The sequence below is a fragment of the Alkalihalobacterium sp. APHAB7 genome (assembly GCF_048323755.1).
Taxonomy (GTDB): domain Bacteria; phylum Bacillota; class Bacilli; order Bacillales; family Bacillaceae_F; genus Alkalihalobacterium.
Genome location: NZ_JBLWFS010000027.1, coordinates 26,800 through 44,682, shown reverse-complemented (window position 1 = coordinate 44,682; position 17,883 = coordinate 26,800). Strand labels below are relative to the sequence as shown.

At 38.2% G+C, this 17,883-nt stretch carries 14 protein-coding genes; all 14 read right to left on the bottom strand.

Translation table 11 applies throughout. The annotated features are described in order from the left end of the window. Positions 1-3: 3 nt before the first annotated feature. Entirely contained in the window at positions 4-1,614 is a 1,611-nt protein-coding gene (locus ACNSTQ_RS19315; RefSeq protein ID WP_418201417.1) for a gamma-glutamyltransferase family protein, read from the bottom strand. Between the two features lie 306 nt (positions 1,615-1,920). Then, positions 1,921-2,418 (bottom strand): MarR family transcriptional regulator, encoded by a 498-nt coding sequence (locus tag ACNSTQ_RS19310; protein WP_418201416.1) that lies wholly within the window; start codon positions 2,416-2,418, stop codon positions 1,921-1,923. Positions 2,419-2,702: 284 nt separating this feature from the next. Continuing rightward, on the bottom strand, positions 2,703-3,086 hold the full coding sequence (locus tag ACNSTQ_RS19305; RefSeq protein WP_418201415.1) for a hypothetical protein: 384 nt from the start codon (positions 3,084-3,086) through the stop codon (positions 2,703-2,705). After that, positions 3,083-4,867, bottom strand: coding sequence for a dynamin family protein (locus ACNSTQ_RS19300; RefSeq protein ID WP_418201414.1), 1,785 nt, complete (start codon positions 4,865-4,867; stop codon positions 3,083-3,085). Before ACNSTQ_RS19300 ends, ACNSTQ_RS19305 begins: the two co-directional genes overlap by 4 nt. Continuing rightward, entirely contained in the window at positions 4,864-6,813 is a 1,950-nt protein-coding gene (locus tag ACNSTQ_RS19295; RefSeq protein ID WP_418201413.1) for a dynamin family protein, read from the bottom strand. The genes ACNSTQ_RS19300 and ACNSTQ_RS19295 overlap by 4 nt, the downstream gene beginning before the upstream one ends. A gap of 16 nt (positions 6,814-6,829) precedes the next feature. After that, positions 6,830-10,018: a TcaA NTF2-like domain-containing protein gene (locus ACNSTQ_RS19290; RefSeq protein WP_418201412.1), complete on the bottom strand. Its 3,189-nt coding sequence runs from the start codon at positions 10,016-10,018 to the stop codon at positions 6,830-6,832. Between the two features lie 298 nt (positions 10,019-10,316). Next, the gene (locus ACNSTQ_RS19285) at positions 10,317-10,595 is read right to left on the bottom strand and encodes a DUF1292 domain-containing protein (RefSeq protein ID WP_418201411.1); all 279 of its coding nucleotides are present in this window, start codon (positions 10,593-10,595) and stop codon (positions 10,317-10,319) included. Positions 10,596-10,661: 66 nt separating this feature from the next. Further along, positions 10,662-11,000: a thioredoxin family protein gene (locus ACNSTQ_RS19280; RefSeq protein ID WP_418201410.1), complete on the bottom strand. Its 339-nt coding sequence runs from the start codon at positions 10,998-11,000 to the stop codon at positions 10,662-10,664. A 171-nt stretch (positions 11,001-11,171) separates the two neighbouring features. Then, on the bottom strand, positions 11,172-11,678 hold the full coding sequence (locus tag ACNSTQ_RS19275) for a YusW family protein (RefSeq protein WP_418201409.1): 507 nt from the start codon (positions 11,676-11,678) through the stop codon (positions 11,172-11,174). Positions 11,679-11,801: 123 nt separating this feature from the next. Beyond that, positions 11,802-13,532: an aromatic amino acid hydroxylase gene (locus ACNSTQ_RS19270; protein ID WP_418201408.1), complete on the bottom strand. Its 1,731-nt coding sequence runs from the start codon at positions 13,530-13,532 to the stop codon at positions 11,802-11,804. Positions 13,533-13,619: 87 nt separating this feature from the next. Then, positions 13,620-13,925: a 4a-hydroxytetrahydrobiopterin dehydratase gene (locus tag ACNSTQ_RS19265; RefSeq protein WP_418201407.1), complete on the bottom strand. Its 306-nt coding sequence runs from the start codon at positions 13,923-13,925 to the stop codon at positions 13,620-13,622. A 422-nt stretch (positions 13,926-14,347) separates the two neighbouring features. Beyond that, entirely contained in the window at positions 14,348-15,481 is a 1,134-nt protein-coding gene (locus ACNSTQ_RS19260; RefSeq protein WP_418201428.1) for a homogentisate 1,2-dioxygenase, read from the bottom strand. 54 nt (positions 15,482-15,535) lie between these two features. Then, a complete protein-coding gene (gene fahA / locus ACNSTQ_RS19255) occupies positions 15,536-16,798 on the bottom strand; it encodes a fumarylacetoacetase (RefSeq protein ID WP_418201406.1) in 1,263 nt (420 codons plus the stop codon). 20 nt (positions 16,799-16,818) lie between these two features. Beyond that, positions 16,819-17,796: a hypothetical protein gene (locus ACNSTQ_RS19250; protein ID WP_418201405.1), complete on the bottom strand. Its 978-nt coding sequence runs from the start codon at positions 17,794-17,796 to the stop codon at positions 16,819-16,821. Between the last annotated feature and the right edge of the window lie 87 nt (positions 17,797-17,883).

The following is a 17,883-nucleotide window of genomic DNA, read 5'->3' as shown; positions in this document are numbered from 1 at the left end:
CTTTTATATTAATAAATTTGGTCCTTTTGCCGTTCCATCTCTTCTTAGATCAGCAACTCCGTAAAATGGTTCGTCCTGTTTTTTCGGGAACTGTATACCTTGGACACAGCCTAGGTAAAAACTATAAGCCCCTCTTCTTTTTAATTCAAACCCAGTATTCGTTAAGGCAGATAAGACTTCTTCGGAAAAACGTGCTTTTTCAATTAAAAGCTGTCCAGTGTCTGATGAATGAAAGCGCGGTGCAGCAATGGCTGCATCTAAGTTTTCGTTGCGGTCGATTAATCGAGTAATCACTTGTGCCAGCGAAGTCGAAATGCGACTGCTTCCCGGACTGCCTAATAAAAATCTCGGTGCACCGTCTTTAAAAATAAGCGTCGGTGCAACACTGCTCCATGGCTTTCCACCGGGTAAAAGATAATATGGGTGGGTCATATTTTTATAATCAAACGCACTCATGTAGTTGTTATAAAAAAATCCAAGGCCGTTAGCCATGCGTTTACTACCAAACACAAGTTCAATCGATTGAGTGATTCCGACTGCATTGCCTTCTCTGTCTGCAACTGACAGGTGCGTTGTTTCACCCGAAGAAGGAGGTGCAGGATACATATCGGGTAAATTTGTTTGGGCAATTCTAGAAATCAGTTGAGCGACTTCTGCTGCATATTCTTTATCTAACATGAGATTATTTACAGTTTGTAAATAATAATCAGGATGGATCGGCATGTTCTGTCGATTTGTTAACGCAAATTGGAACGCTAAAGCAGAGAGAGCAGCGCCAATCGGCTCCTCTGTATTCAGTATGTCAGGAGAAAAGCTTTCTAAAGTATTTAAAATTTGAATAAGCACTCGCCCTGCCCCAGGAGGCGGGAATGTATAAAGATCGTACCCTCTATAGCTGCTCGAAAGCACATCTCTTTCAACTGGAAGCGGGATTTGGCATAGATCAGCTTCTGTTATTAAGCCGTCTCGTTTTTTCATATCCTCGATGATTTGTTGTCCGATGATTCCTACATATAAATCTTGCCAACCTCTTTCCACCATTGTTTCTAGCGTAGCAGCAAGTTCTGGCTGCTGGATGAGTTGACCTGTAGTTTTCGGTTCACCATTCTCAAAAAAGTTTTTAACGATTAAAGGGTCCTCACGTAAATGGTCTACTTCTTTTTTGAGTAACTTGTGAATTAATGGAGAAACAGTAAACCCTTCTTTGGCAGCGCGGATCGCTGGCGCTGCGACTTCAGCAAAAGTCAGCCTGCCGTATGATTCTTGCATATATCCTAAAGTGGCAGGTGTAGATGGAACGGTCGTTGATTTCAAACCTAATTTAATTGGTTTATCTGGTGTTTTCATCGGTTGAACATTGAATGGCGCACGGGAAGAGCCGTCTAAAGCAAACACGCGGTCTTCTTCTTTTAAATAAAGCAACGCCATCGATTGCCCGCCAATTCCTGAAGCTTGCGGTTCGGTAACGCCCAAACAAAGTGCAGCTGCAACGGCAGCATCCACCGCATTACCGCCTTTTTCAAGCATCTCAACGCCAGCATCTGTCGCGGGCTTCGAGGCTGTCGAAACCATGCCATACATACTGTTCGCCGAATAATCTTTTGTTTTTTTCATTCGTGTTCGCCATACTTTCTATAGAAGATAAAAAATTACTTATTCTTGAATATTTTACCACAATATAAACCAATTAAGCGTAGACTATTTTATGTTAAATTGGTTACAAAATGCGCAAGTCCAGCGATTTTTTCTTTATTAAATAGACAAAAATAAAGTTAAATGTTCCTTGAACGAAGTTAACCAAATAAAAAAGAACAAGTTTTCACCTGTCCTATGGATTACGATTCGTTCATTATTAAACTTTTTTGCATGATCACCAAATTTGGGTCTGTTCCTTTATTAATTTCTTTTCCAAACACCGAACTACGCGCCGTGAATATCACGTTTACTTGATTTTTCTACCCATTCAACAAATTCTCTTCCATGAAAATGCTGGTTTAATTCTTGTTGAAAAACGGCCAACTGTTCCATGAATTTCTTATTTTCCTCACTGTTCGCTATGAATTGATCAATATAGGCTTGGAGCTTCAGTGTACCCTCGTAGGACGTCCTCACTTTTTCAGCACCTAATTCAGTTAACTTCACATAGGATACTCGCAGATCTCTTTCATCCTTTTCAATGGTAATAAGTCCTTTTTGCGTTAGCCTTTTCGTTACTTGCATAACCGTTGATATATCAATTAAACCGAGTTGAGCTAACTTAGTCATCGATGTTATCTTTTCATAATAAACAATACTTAATAAATGATGCTCCGCTTGCGTTAACCCTAACGCTTGAACCGATTTTTTCCACTCTTCATCTAAAATTTTATATGTCGCTCGTAAATAATTTATTAACTTGTGCATATTAGTGTAATCCATTTTATTCCTCCTACGAAAAATGAATTTCACCGTATCTTTCATTAGGCCTACATCTTATTTCCTTGTGGAGTTCTTTAGTTACCTTCACATTGAAATTGTTGTGTAATTACCGGATTTAGGTGAAGTTGTATATACTTCTATTTTACTAAATATTACGCCATATATATGTTGCTAGTTGCCACAGCTTAAATTTTTATGTTACTCCTTTTGCCGGGGGGAAATAGGATTGACGTAAAAAGTGAGAAAAACGTAGACAAAATCTAAACGGTTTTCTCACTTTTATATTATTTTAAATTATTAAATGGATTGTCATCCGGGTTCGATCTAAAGTATCCTCCACCTTGTTCTACAGTTCGGTTAACTGACGTATCGCCATCGCCATCACGGAAATAACCTTGTACAACGGTTCCATCACTTCGTACATAGCTGTCTACATAGTGAGGTTTCACAAAATGGATGTTCTCTAATTGCAATGGTTTAAACTGAAACTTTTGAGAATATTTTAGTGGATCCTGGTATTGCATGATCTCATGGGTTGAATCGTTATACGTACTGAATTGATTAATCGGTAATACTTCATGATGCATCGGTGTAGTTAGTTTTGAATTATAATCATTATCAAATGTGTTGGAGATTTCAGGTAAGTTTTGGTTTGTCCAATCGATCATAATACCACTTCCTTCTGATTACTCATTCTTTCAATCCATTCTTTACAACCTTCTAATTTAGCTCGATATTCATTGATTTGACTAGTTTCTTCTGTTTTCTTACGAATTTCATCTTGTACCATTCTATAATAGGAGCTTAATAACCGATGAAACTCATCTACAGACTGCTCTTTAATCGTAAACATTTGGTCGCGAATGTATTGATCTAGTTGTAATTGGAATTGATCAATTAACTCATTCGTTTTCAATTGTACGGTACTAATTAATTCTGGTTTAAGGTTTTCGAGTTGTTTTTCTGCAATTTTTTGAGATAAAAAGGGTAGTCCTGCCATACCAACAATCGGAATGAAGAATGAAGCACCGAGCAGGAGTGCAACTGTACTTGCGCCCCCCATGGCCAAACCAGCTTTTACATTGGCATTACCACTTTTGGTTTCGAAGGATAGCATGGGATTACTATATTGAATATTTTCAGATTGATAGGCTTGAATTCGTACACTTTGTTCAAAGGATTCAGCTAGTCCACGACTAACTTCCTGTTGAAGTTTATGAAATAAGTTATTAATATGATCGCTATATTGATCGATCCATTGCGTTAATTGTGACTTAATAGCAAATGGCAATTGAGTTTCTACCAATGACTTAATATCCGGTCCATGATACGTATGGATACGATTTTCAACATCTTCTCGTAGGCGATCACCGAAATAATTAACAGATTTTCTCACCATAAATTTAATTTCTTCTTCACGCTCAGTTAGATAGTGCTGAAGTTCAGTTTCAAGCTGAGCTTTGTTGTCAAACCATTCTTTAACGACCTTTTGTTGTTGTTCCAATTCTTCGATTGATTGTTTGGAAAGTCCTTCAGACGTTTCGATTTCCTGCAGAATAACTTCACTAAGTAGTGCTAGCCTTGTCTCAAAACGTGATAACTTTTCTTTACTTCTAGATCCACCTTCAATTTGCGCGAGGATATCCCGTTCTATTTCTAGTAATCCTGAGTAGTTTAACAACTCCTCATCCGCATGTAGTTTACCTTCTAAAGCTTCTTTTGAAGAAAGCGCATAAAGTGGTGACGTTGAGTTGCCTGTAATTTTTTCTAAACGGCGACTCATGAATTCCATAACATCATCAAATTCTTCATCATCGATTCGATCGAGAAAGTTCGCGATAAATAATGTTTTGTCTAGACCGTTTTTTTGTAATTGATTTTGTATAAACTCTTTTTCTGTGTTCTTGAAAGCATCGGTCATTGACGTCATAAATAAAATCACATCGGCACGCGGAATAAATTGGTATGTAATTTGAGAACGATGATCATTCAAGTCATTTACTCCTGGAGTATCAATAAGGACGACACGATTTTGAAGTAATTCTGCCGGAAGAAACAACTTAAGATAATTGATATCATTAGGGTTAAAATCAGCGGCTGCCGTATACTCATTTAATGTATCGAGGGTGAGTTCTCTACGTTCAAGTTCACCATTTGATTTTAAAATTTGCACTTCCTCTTGCTCACTATAAAAGACAGCATTAATGGTTGCTGTTGTCGGTGTCACATCTCGAGGCATAATGTCACGACCTAATAGCGCGTTAACAAAGGTAGATTTTCCGTGTTTAAATTCCCCAACGACTACGATAGAGTAATAATCTTCAATAATATCTTCCTCTAATTCTAGTAAAACTCTAAATTGAGAACTGTTCGGTAAGATCTCTGCGACTTTTTCGAGTAAGGTTTGTACATTCGATAGTATCTTTTGTTTTTCTTCTGTATAGTTCATCGTATCTCAGCCTTTACTTTTAAATGTTGACTCAACTCTTGATCTAGTTTATTGAGCTCTTTTTGTATTTTAAGAAGTACTGCTTCTCGCTGTTGGACAATTGCTAGGCGTTTTTGAATATCAACTTCTTCTAGTCTTGTCGATTCTAGCAGTTTATTTAATTGTGAATTCATTTGTTCCACATTGTCATCAATCACATTTTGATAGCGTTTTTTTGTTTCTTTAACGATTCCAGTCCATTCTTTTTTAAAAGCAGACACCTTTTGTTTTTTTGTTGTCTCGAATTGTGCAACCAAGTGACGCTTTAGTTTGGCCTTTTCATCTTCACCAGTCAACCATGCCCATCCTGCTTTAAAAATTGATGTAACTCCATGGACGATTCCTGTAGCAATAAATCCAGTAACGATGGCTGCTTTTCCAAAGAAACTGTTACTTTGATCCCATGCAACATCGAGTTCATTGTATATTTCATCAAAAATTGTCGGATCTGAATTTTGTTCAGATTCTCTTTTAGAACGAACTACTTTTCCATCCATATCTGGTTGATAAATGGTCTGCAGGTCATCTTCAAGTTGTATCCATTCTTCATTTAAAGTTTGACTCATTCGATCAATACACGCTTTAACGGTTGTCGTAATTTTTTCTTTTTTCTTCAAGTGCAAGTCTCGTTCTAATGGAGCAATCCCATTCTCAACTAACCTAGTAATCTCGTTTACACCTAAATAACGGTTATTTTCAAATATTGTGAGCGCTTCTCTTGAAATGGTATCGAGTTCTGTACTGTACCAGCGAACCAGTGGATCTTCATTTTTTTGAAGTTCAAACGAAATCTTTTTAAGCGCTTCCGTTCCAATTTGCTTTACATGGTTTAGTTTTGGGCGAAAAGCTTCAACTTTCTCTTGTAAGTCATCCATTTGATTGGACAGTGCTCTTTTTTCTAAATGGATTTGTTTTTCAACCACGGTTTCAATTGACTTCTCAATGCGCTTAATCGGTTTCTTTAATTTAACCGTTCCTCTCTCATACTGTAAAAATTGAGCAAGACTTTCCTCAAGTTCAATAAATCCTGTTTCATTTAGATCCCAAACCGGAACAGGACGCCCTCTCCTTGTCATCATTTCTTCGCCTTGTTCTTTTCTTCTAGCATTTAAAGCTTCTTTTGCAGCGACTAGAAAGATCTTTGGTTCGTGTAAGATGTCTTTTAAATGTTCATATGCATAGTCCAGAACTTTTTGTTTCGCTTGTTCGTTTTCAAGTTCATCTTTAAAATTGATAACAATAAAAATTTTTTGTATATCGTTGGCTAATAAACGGTCTCGCAAAAAACTAATTTCTGACTCAGACAATATTTTAATAGCAGATAATATAAGGATTGCTGCGTCAGATTTTGGGATTATATTATTTGTGACTTGTTCCCGTGCTGGATCCAAGTCATTCGTTCCAGGTGTATCAATAATCGTTACACCACTTGAACAAAATGACAGTGGATGCCCGAGTTCTGCATATTTAATTGACTTTAAGATTTGCATTTGTTGTTCATACTCTTTTTCAGACTCTTCATCACCTTGTAATGGATCTTTTGGAGCAACTAATTTTTTAAACGTTTCTTCTGAGACGTTCATCGGTTGTTTCTTTTCATTATGAAAATGTAAATGAATAAAAGGATCTTCACTATACGTAATTACGTTAAGTGTTGCAGTCGTTGGTTTTGCAGATGATGGTAATATTCTTTTTCCTAGTAATGCATTAATAAACGTCGATTTACCTCGGGAAAACTCACCGACAACTACTACTTGGAATTGATCTTGCAAGATTTGTTCTTTCAATCCTAAAATCTTTTTATACTCCAGATCGTTTTCCATATCTTTCAGAACAATAGAATAATGATCAAGTTTATCTATTAATTTATTTCGTTCTCGTTTATAACCTTCTAGTGAAAAACTCATGTTTTACCCTCACTTTTTAATAGTCAATCTTTTCAATGATGTCAATGTTGAGTAGTTCTTTAATAAAGAGTTGTCCATTCGTAGTTACTTCTACTAAATAGTCGGCATAGAGTTTTTTATAGTCTCCGGAACCATCCTGGTAGAAATATTCATCTTCAATATAAACGGTTACCTGATAGTGTGTCGGATCATATTCGTGGACAGACTCCACTTCAAAATAGTAATTGGTCATATGCATTTGTTTTTCTAAAGCATTATCAATATAATTCATTGTTGCATTATACTCGTCGGTATTAGAGCTATAAAATGGATCCACATAACTAAATCCTTGTCCATTAAAAGCCTCAACAAAGTAATAGTAATAACTATTCAAGAAATCCGTTATGTCATAATAAGATACGTAGTGAACCGTAGGCACTATAACTTCTTCCTTCTTCGTATTCGTGATGGTAATGTCTTGAATCTCTAACCGCCTGTCCACATTTACTTTTACTTTATATTCTTTAATTCGTTCATAAAGAATTTTTTGACCTTCAGCATCTATAAACGTAAACTCTTCATACGACGTACCTACATATAGGTTAGTGCTAATTTTGTTTAAATCTGTAATTTCAAACCAATCCGAATCAAACGTTAGTCCTCTTCCAGATATATCGCTTACATATTGGCTTAACTCGTTGTAAGCCGGTCCCCCATATTGCAAGTAAGGTGACACATAGCGGAAGTCCTCATAGTTTAAGGCATAAAAATAATCCGTACGGAAGTCGTTAAGGAACGACACAATGTCCTCCTCTGCAACAGGGACTTCTAATTCGTTTTCATGGAGTAAAGAGTAAGATACGAGTTCAATGATTAAATGGTCATCCGCTAAAAGAGTGAACGTATAAACCAACTGAAAATCTTTTTCAAATCCATCAACCTCATACAACTCTCTCGTTTGAACGATGGCGGTAACTTCGTCGATGTATTCAATACTTTGCATTTCAAATTGTTGTGCATACCCATCGATTACGATGTTGTAATAATCATAAAAAGAGTACCATGCAGCCATTGTCATAAAATCATCATAAGGAAAATCATCAGCGTAGCTATAGTTAGATTTCGTGTGATGTAATTGGTTTAAGTAATTAGCAAAATCGTCTCCACTATACAACTCATCTATTGTTGGCTCTGGCATTTCCTCTATTACATCAGAGGTCGTAGCTGTATACGTAATAGGTGCAGGTTCTTTAACTGATTTTGGTGTTGAATCATTGGTGAATGCATAGGTTGCACCGCCCCCGATTACGAGTAATAAAATAGCATATCCAACTACTAAACTTCTTCGTTTCTCAGAAATTTTCTCAAGTTCCTTTGATGCCGTATATACTAGAGTTTCCGGCTCTTGAGGTACTTTTTTGAACAATTCAGAAGGACCAAGACTTTTCATATTAAACTTGTATTCTTTTACTTTTTGTTTTTCATACGTTCTAAGCTTTTGTAAGTACTTCGTAGTTTCTTTTAATGGCAAGTGCTCGTGAAGTGATGCAATATTCGTCAGTAAATATTCACACTCTTTATAAGCCATTAAACTTGTGATTTCTTGATCAGAAAATTGTACCTCATAAATGACGTTATCCTTAAATTGATAGAGCCAGTCAAAAAACGTTTGAATATTACGGACCACATCGTCAGTTAAAATGTCATAATGTTTCTGTTTAGCCTCTAGTTGTTTATTCCATTCATTGACTGCTTGTTTTAATGCTTGAGAATAGCCTAATATATCATTGTTGATAAAACTACTAATCTCTTTTTCTAAAAGAACGAAAGACTTCAGTAGGTTTTGCTGACCTTTTGCTATATCCCTTTTCTGAGTGGAAAGGATTTTATTCGTACGATTAAATTCGTCCTGTTTAGCGATGAAGTTCTGAACTTTTTTCTTTTTAAAATATCTTTTTTGCTCTAATTTTCCCCACTCTTCTTGCAAGTTTTGCCTTTCGCGTTTCTTTTCTTCTATTTGAGTTTCATATTTAGAAAAGCCTTTTTTATATTGATTGATTTCCGGAAGAATCTCATGATCCCATTTGTTATTTATGGAATCAGAACCATCCTGTTCTTTGGTTGTTAGTGATATATGATCAAGTAACCTTTCGATGCCTATAATCGCATCCTCAAACTTTTTCTGATGCTTAGGGGAATTTTTGTCCCAAGCTTTGATAATATCATTTCTTTCATCTTCGAGTTTATTCGTATTCTCACGAAGTGCTTCTAACAGCTTAGCATCATTTTGTACTAATGATTGAATGAGTGGAAGAAAGCGATGCAGTGCAAGTACTGATTTCTCCTCTAATAAATGCTCGTTTAATTGTTTTAATGGAACTGCTAGTTTTTGAAAAATACGTTCTGCCTTTTTACTTGCCAACTCTTCAAAGCTTTTAAATAAATCGTCTATTTCTTTCCAATTACTCCATTCTAAAAGCTCGTTATCGTTTTCCATTTTTCCTTGAAGAGCTTCTCGAGCGGATACACCGATAAGGCGGTCAACGAGAGGATGAAGTTTTCGGTAATTAAAGTCTAGAACGTCTTCTAGATCACCTTCATCATCATCATGCATATCAATACCGTTGACTATCGGTATCGGTTTAATTTTATGTTCATATAATTTTCTTAGCCATTCTACTTCTGTATTCGTACCTACATTTCGATAAGAAAATAACCAAATGGCGACATCCGCTCGTTTTAAAAATCGTTCCGTAGCATATGTATGGTGTTCATGGCTAGAATTTAACCCTGGTGTATCGACAACGGTAAATGTCTTTAACAATTCAATTGGTAATTGTAATTCAATAAAAGAAAGTTGTTGTCTTACCTGAGAAAACTTTCCGCTTCGTTCTGCAGTTAGTTGTTCTAACCATTCTTCATTGTATTCCTTGATCGTACCGTCTAAAAAATGAGCTAAAACTTTCTTTTGTTGACCATATGTTAATTTGGTTACAACCGCAGTCGCTGGTGTTACGTCAGATGTTACAATTTCACTACCTAATAAGGCATTTATAAAAGTAGACTTACCGGCCTTAAATTCTCCAGCAATCATTACGATCAATTCATCATTTAAGTCTTCTTTAATCGTTTTTAGTTCTTCCCTAATCGAAGTATAATGGTCTTTAGTCATAGAAAGATGAATCCAATTGTCTAAAGCCTTCGATAGTTGTTTCTTCCATTCCATTGATGTTCGCTCCAATCCAAATACTCCAGTTGGATTTATTTTCGTTTGATCGTTTTAAGTTTTAATTAGATGCGCATGATATTTTTTATTTATTTTGATTCACTAATTAATTTTAATTCTATAGTACTATACATGCTTATATAATTTTGTAGAATCTTGTCGAACGAAAAGTTTTTTGCTGATTTGTGCATAGTTCTTTAGAATGACAATGATTGTTTTTTATTTATTTGTTCATAAAAAAGAGTACAAATCATCGTTGACTTGTACTCATGTAATATAGGCTTGTCTCAGCGGAAATTTATCCTTCTTGTCCCACTTCTTCTATGTATGTATTAAATTTCGCTTCTACTTGCTGCCATTCTTCGTCGCTTAATTCATCAAAGAAAAGCGTTCCTTCTTCGTCTTCAGTATAGCTGAAAGAGATAATGTTTGGATCTTTGTTTGGGTCCTCTAGATCTGCGCTCAGACCTGCTACTAAATAGTGTTTCGCCTTTAATTCACACGTATAAAGTACTTCATACAGCTCTTCGTTGTCTTCATCTCCGAAGTATAATTGTTCGCCAATTTCAACAGTCATTTTGGTTTCCCTCCTTTTCTTTAGTATGTTTCATTGTACGACTATCTATCATTAAAAAGAAAGTGATTATTGTTCATCATTCCTTGTCTGCATCGTATATACCTTTTTTATCTTCTCCTCGAGTGCATCTAAGTGAACGAACCTCGCTTCTCTGATGTATTCTTTCTCCTCAATAAATAAAATCATCGCAGGCACTGTAAAAATCGAAAATCGACCAGCAATTTCTTCGACGTCATCCGCGTTGATAAACCCTAGTTGGATAAGCGGAAATTGTTGCAGCAATTCCTTCACCTGCGGTAGTAACGCATGGCAAACTCCACAATTCGTACGAGAAACATATATAAAACTAAATCGATGTTCTTTTAAAAATGTTTCGACCATGTCGAGTGATGTTAACTCCCTCATTTTTCCCTCTCCCTCCGGTACCAGGTACCTTTAATGCTGTAAAGTGCTAATTTCATTTGTGTTACTTTGTTTAGTTTAGAAAAGTAAAAAACACAGTAATGTCTCTAAGAACCGCTGCGTTGTATTTCTTATATTCATTTTAAGCGTTATTGAGAGAAAATAGTTAATTAATTAAATATTTCCTTTAAGTTTTTCACCTGTAGTAAAGTCAACTTCAAGTTCCAATTTCCTAACATCATGACTTGAGATGTTCAACGTCGCTAAAATCCGCTCCATTGCTTCTTTAGGATGCGTATTAGCGTCGAGTGCTATTTCCGAAACAAGGTTTTGTATTTCTTCTATTGCCTCTCTCCCTCTTTTCTCTCGTTTTCCCTCTGCAGTTTTGGTTTCTACTTCAGCTGATTCTTCTTCATTTTTTTGTTTGTATTCCATATCAATTTCATCATCATTAACTAAATCTATCTCTAATTCAAATTCTAGGATATGACCGAGCGCTGTTGCTTGTCCTAGTTCGTCGGCTGTCGTTGGATCATCTCCAACGGTCTCTTCCAACTCTACTGTTTCTTCATGAGTGACTTCGTCATTCACTATCTCCTCATTGGTACCAACATCTGCTCCACAGCCTAACATAACAAAAGAGATTAAGGTAGTTATTGTTAAAAAGATTACCTTCTTCATCCTCATATTCACCACCATTTTTTGTTTAGTATGTAATTTCTAACTGTGATTATTCTAAAAAAACGGTACCAGGCACCTTTACTACAGTACTGTAGTAAAGGTGCCTGGTACCCGTATATTTATTTATATTGTGGTTTTGTAGATGTTTAGGCCGTTTTCGATCAGTGATGTTAGTTGGCTGTTGTTTTTGCTCAAGGATTCTAGGTCAGCAAACATTGCTTTTTCTAGTTCTGGCAACCACTCGTTATGATGCAGAACTTCGGCGATTTCTAAGCGCAATAGCCAATCATTTGGATATTGGGTTTGAAGCTCTTCCGCTACTTTTTCAATCGCAGTAGTTGGGTTTTCAGAAGTACCCGCTCTTATATCGCGAATGGTTTGGTATAACGCATCTAATTCAGTTTGTTCTTGATTATGTGTAATTTTGCTAGTCGTCTCTTCATCATCCGAATAGTACGCTTCACCATCGGCTGCTCCTGCAAACACAGAAGTCACTTTTTCGCCGACCGCCATATCGTACATACCCCAAGCTGGGTCGAATAGTACTTGCTCGCCTAATGTAACCGAACAATTCTTAAACGAGATCAGCACGATACTTCCGTCTTGCTTGGTGATTGCTGTTACTATACCTTTCACTTCAACTCCACTTTCAAAATGGAGCTCACTTTGTTGACCAGCAACAATACCGAGTTCGTTAAGTTCATTTTCTGTTAAGGCCTCAAGGGGCTTGCTCGTACCTTTTAACTTGCCAACAGGAGCACCAAACCCATCTTGGTGAGTTTCTGTTCCATGACCATCAAGTTGACGGTTATTGAAAGCTAATGCTGTTGGGCCTAATGTCTTAATGTAAGTCGGGTCATTTTTGTCATCTGTGATCATATCGTTAATGACCCCAGTAACTTGTAGACCTGAACTGTAGACAGCTGTGGCCACATTTGCCGACTGGATCGCTTTTTCTAGGCTTTCTGTTCCGCCCTTCATAAAGGCCATTTCTTCAGCAAACTGTTTGAGGCCTTCGATTAATTGTTCGAAGTCAGTGCATACAAATAATTGTGGTTGTGGTTTGGTTATATCAAAGCCTGTTTGAATGATCGTTTCAAGGTCAAACGGAACTTTTTTAACGTCAGGGCTTAAGATGTTACCACCTTCTGATACAGAAGATAACAGCCCTGCACCATAAATTTTCGGATCTTCTAGAGTACCAATTAAGCCATATTCAACGGTCCACCAGTATAAACGACCGATTTTCTCAGCTTCAGAAACCCCTGTTATTAGTTTTGATTTTTCGTCAACTTGCTTTTTTGCTTCTGCAATTTCAGCTTCCGTCGCTTCACCTTTTTCCAGGAGATTGGAGTAATGACGAACTGCTTCAAACACGTCATGCTCTTCTTTGGTTGCAATCGCTTTTTTACCGATTTCTCCAAATAGCTTCACGTACTCGGAGTACTTTCCGTTACATAGTATTGGTGCATGCCCAGCCGCTTCATGGATCATATCAGGAGCTGGTGTATATTGAATATTTTCTAGTTTTCTAATTTCTGCTACGACAGGTAGGATGCCGTTCGCTTGGAATTCAAAAAAGGCAACGCCAGGAATAAAACCATCGATTGTCGCCGCTCCCCATCCAAAAGGAGCTAAACATTGATTCATTTCACTCACATCTGGAATTCTTTCAGTATAGATTCCCGATGCTTGTAATCCTTCGGTATAAGCTTCATGCGCCAAGTCTTTTAATGTGTGGTGATTTTGACGCATGACATATCGCCACACCGCATGATTGATCGCTGTATAGCTATCGTAGTTTTGTTCTATTGTATACTTCCTTAAATGTTTTGGTACTGTTCTCGTTGCCATTTTTTCACACCCTTCTGAAACATACGCCAACGCTTTTTAGCGTTAAAGCATTATACTATAATAACATATCGGTTTAATATCAATATGTCAAACATTTTTAATTGTTTCATAGATGGCGTCATACTGTTCTGCTAGTTTTGTGTCTAACGGCGTTATCCCATTTTCTTTCCATGAAGATAACCGGACACGGACTAATTTGTAATCAATCGCAATGAACGGATGATGATTGATTTCCTCTGATGCCTTGGCGATTTCTTGGACGAAATCGACTCCATTGAGATACTCTTTAAACCGATATTTCTTCTCGATCCATTTTTCATCGACTAACTGCCATCCTTGACGGCTTTCTAAAAATTGCTGCAATTCTTGTTCGGTTAATTTTTGCACAGTCATCCTCCTAATTTTGCGAAATAGTTTTCACGCTTGTTTTCAATTGTAAATGTAGTTTTGAAGAATTTCCATGCCAAGGTACTTTTAGATATAAGTTTTGGCTCGAAGTAGAAATTATTGTTTTGGCTTACACAGTAAAATTGTAGCGTCATTCTTCGCATCACGTCTCACTTGAGAGAATGTTTTAATGGAAAGATGCGGTGTGCTAAAAAGTGTCATTTAATGAGTAATTTAGACTTCGCATAACATAGTGAGAGTTTAGGATTTATAAATCTAGAGTACGCCGATATATCAGAAGTTACGCCGATAAAATCAAAGTTGCGCCGATATTTTGCGATTTACGCCGATATCGATCTTGCGCCTTGCCCTAACTAGGAGTTAGGACTCTATGAAGCCTCATCTTCTGCCTAACTCCAGCCATGAACTTACTTCCAACTATATTTGTACTCGACATCTTCATAGTTTTGGGCTTGTTTGACGACGCGTAACGGTCTAAACGTGTCGATCATGACGGCAAGTTCAAGTGTTTCTTTCTTCCCGATACTCGCTTCAATTTTTCCTGGATGAGGGCCGTGCGGAATACCTGACGGGTGTAAGGTCATCGACCCTTCACTAATGCCTTTGCGGCTCATGAAATTTCCTTTGACATAATATAGAACTTCGTCACTGTTCACATTGCTATGGAAGTATGGCGCTGGGATCGCTTCTGGATGATAATCATACATACGGGGAACAAACGAACAAATGACGAAATTGTTTCCTTCAAACGTTTGGTGGATCGGCGGCGGCATATGAATGCGCCCTGTTATTGGTTCGAAATCATCGACATTAAAAATATACGGGAACAAGTAGCCGTCCCAACCAACCACATCTAATGGATGGTGATTAAATGTATGAGCGTGCATAAACCCTCTTGACTTCGTCCTCACTTCATATTCGTTTTGATCATCATGCGTTTCTAATGTTTCTGGACCGTGGAAATCTCGCTCACAAAATGGACTATGCTCTAGTAGTTGTCCGTGTGCATTTCGATAGCGCTTCGGTGTGGAAATCCAGCTATTCGTTTCAATGACTAAAAATTTGGCATCCCCTTCGCTTGGTACGACACGGTAAATCGTCCCGATCGGAATGACAATATAATCCCCAGGTTTATACGTTAACGTGCCAAACATTGTCTCGACTTTCCCTGTACCGTAATGAACGAACAGCACTTCGTCTCCGTCTCCGTTTCGGTAAAAAAAGTCCATCGGCTCTGTCGGATTTACGACGCCAATGAGGACATCTTCGTTACCTAGCAAATAATGCCTTCCCATAACAGCGTCCGTTTTTTCCGTATATTGATGAGAGTAAAAATGACGGTGAGCCAAATCAGCTTGACCCTCGTAATGAACGCTGCAATCCTTTAATAGCTCGGATTTAACGATACTTGTCGGCGGATAATGATGATATAAAATGGATTGAATACCCGAAAAGCCTTTCGTTCCCATCACTTGCTCCCGGTATAACGTTCCATCCTCCTTTTTATACATCGTGTGGCGTTTGCGAGGAATGTCTCCCATTTGCTTATAAAATGGCACGGTAAAACCCTCCTTCTATGACGTGTTTTACTACTACTATATTAGGACTGGAAGAATTCGCCCGGTCACTTCTCCAAATCCAATCCGATACCCGTTTCCCTGACACCAACCGGTCATCGTAATTTCATCTTCATCTTTTAACCACACTCGCTGTTCTCCATTGTCTAGCTCAATCGGGTCTAATCCTCGCCATGTTAACTCTAGTAAACAACCACGCTCATGTTTATTCGAACCACTAATCGTACCGGATGCGAGTAAATCACCTGGTCGGAGGTTACATCCCGCTACCGTATGATGGGCAATTTGCTGAGCCATACTCCAGTACAGATAACTAAAATTGGTAGAAATGATCTTTTGGGGTTGGTCCATCTCTTTACCTTTTAAATAGACTTCAAGATGAATATCGAACGTACTTGGTCCCTCTTTTTGCAAGTAAGGTAAAGGAGCTGGATCTTGTTTTGGACCTTCCGTACGAAATGGTTCAAGCGCCTCAAGTGGAACAACCCACGGAGAAATCGAGGTCGCGAAACTTTTTGATAAAAACGGTCCGAGTGGCTGATACTCCCATGCTTGAATATCGCGGGCGCTCCAATCATTTACTAACACGAGCCCGAATATTTCTTCTTCAGCAGAAGCGGCAGAAATCGGTTTGCCCCGTTCATTTCCAGGGCCGATAAACCAGCCCATTTCAAGCTCGATATCTAGTTGTTGACTCGGCCCAAAAAGTGGTGCGTCCACATCTTTCGGTTTCATTTGTCCTTTTGGCCGGTGGATATCTGTGCCACTGATCACGACTGAGCTAGATCGTCCGTGATAGCCGACAGGTAAGTGTGTCCAGTTTGGCATTAACGCATTTTCTTTTCCTCTAAACATCGTCCCGACATTGGTTGCGTGTTCCTTTGAGGCATAAAAGTCTGTATAGTCGCCGATTTGTGCGGGTAATAGGAGTTCCACATCACTCTGTTTTCGTATTGCTGCTGTCCGAAGCTCCATTTGATCTCGTAAAGTCGGTTCTTTTTCATGTAATAAAGATTGTAGTTTCCGCCGTACCTTTTTCCAGACGTCTTTTCCTAATGCCATGAACGCATTAAGAGATGGTTCGGCAAAAATTGCTTCTTCAGGTAAACCGGTACCTTTTAAAAGCCCAGCACCTTCTACTACAGAAAGATCTAGGACGTATTCACCGATAGCGACACCAACGCGGGGCTTTCCGCCATCTAAAGGCCTAAATATACAATAGGGTAAGTTCTGTAATGGAAAATGAGAGTCCGGCTCAACAGGAATAAAAGATTTCAACATCTATAAAAGCCCCTCCTATACTAGATCATATTCAGCTTTCGCAGGTCTTCTAGCGGTTCATCAAAGCTGCAGCTTCCGTACGAACATAGTGCATACTGTCGAACGTAATTAATGTCAGGGACGTTGACAAGATGCCCCTTCCAACTCACTCCTTCTTCAGTTAATGTGAAATGAGATGGGTCTTCATCTGCAATCACTTCAGCAAGAGCCTCCACACTGCATGTGTTCGTTCGTGCAAGCATCCCAGCTGTAAAAATATTTAGGAACCCGTGCATGGAGGTGTTCACTTCATCTCGGTACATACGGATTGGATGATGAAGGCCCGCGGTGAACTTCTGGGAAATATCCCGCTCAGCACAAGCGTGCAGGACGGTTGCTACTTGTTGTGGCGTTGGGAATGCATCAGCAGTAACTCCACCTGTACGGAGTTTCAAGCCCATACGTATACCGTCCTTATTATTGTGGATGGCGATTTCGTTTAATGTAAGAAGCATTTTTTGATACCATTGTTCATCTAGTGGCACCGTTACTTCACAAAACAGTTGTAAACTGTACTTTTCTATAAAACTTGAAATTTTTTGAAGTAGCTGACGATTAGGTACAACAGGGGGAATCGGCAGTTCCAATACTTTGACTTGCGCAACTTCTCCGTGCTTCTTGTGAAATGATTGAATTTTTTCTAAGTCAAAAGCAAGCCGCTCAAGGCATTGTTCACTGTCAACGGTTTTTTGTCCAATCGCTGAAACAGGTAAAGGATTTTTCTTTGAAAAAAGAGACATGTAAGGGTCAAGCTCTTCTAACCTACTAGCAGGAATGATAAAGTGACCTAGCATCCACGCATCCTCATCCTTTTGATACGAGGCATAATTATGGATCGCCTGCTCTAATGGCAGTTGCGCTGGTGGGAATAGTCCTGCGTAATCAATTAGGTTTGAAAAGAACTGCAGTGTGCTAGAATTTTGCTTTTGTGTTTCACTACGGTTGTTCTCTTTTACCATTAGTCCTCCCTCCTTTAGTTTGTTTAATCAATCTTTGGAGTAACGGAAGATAAAAATCTGTGTCATTTTGGTTACTCCTTAGTTTGA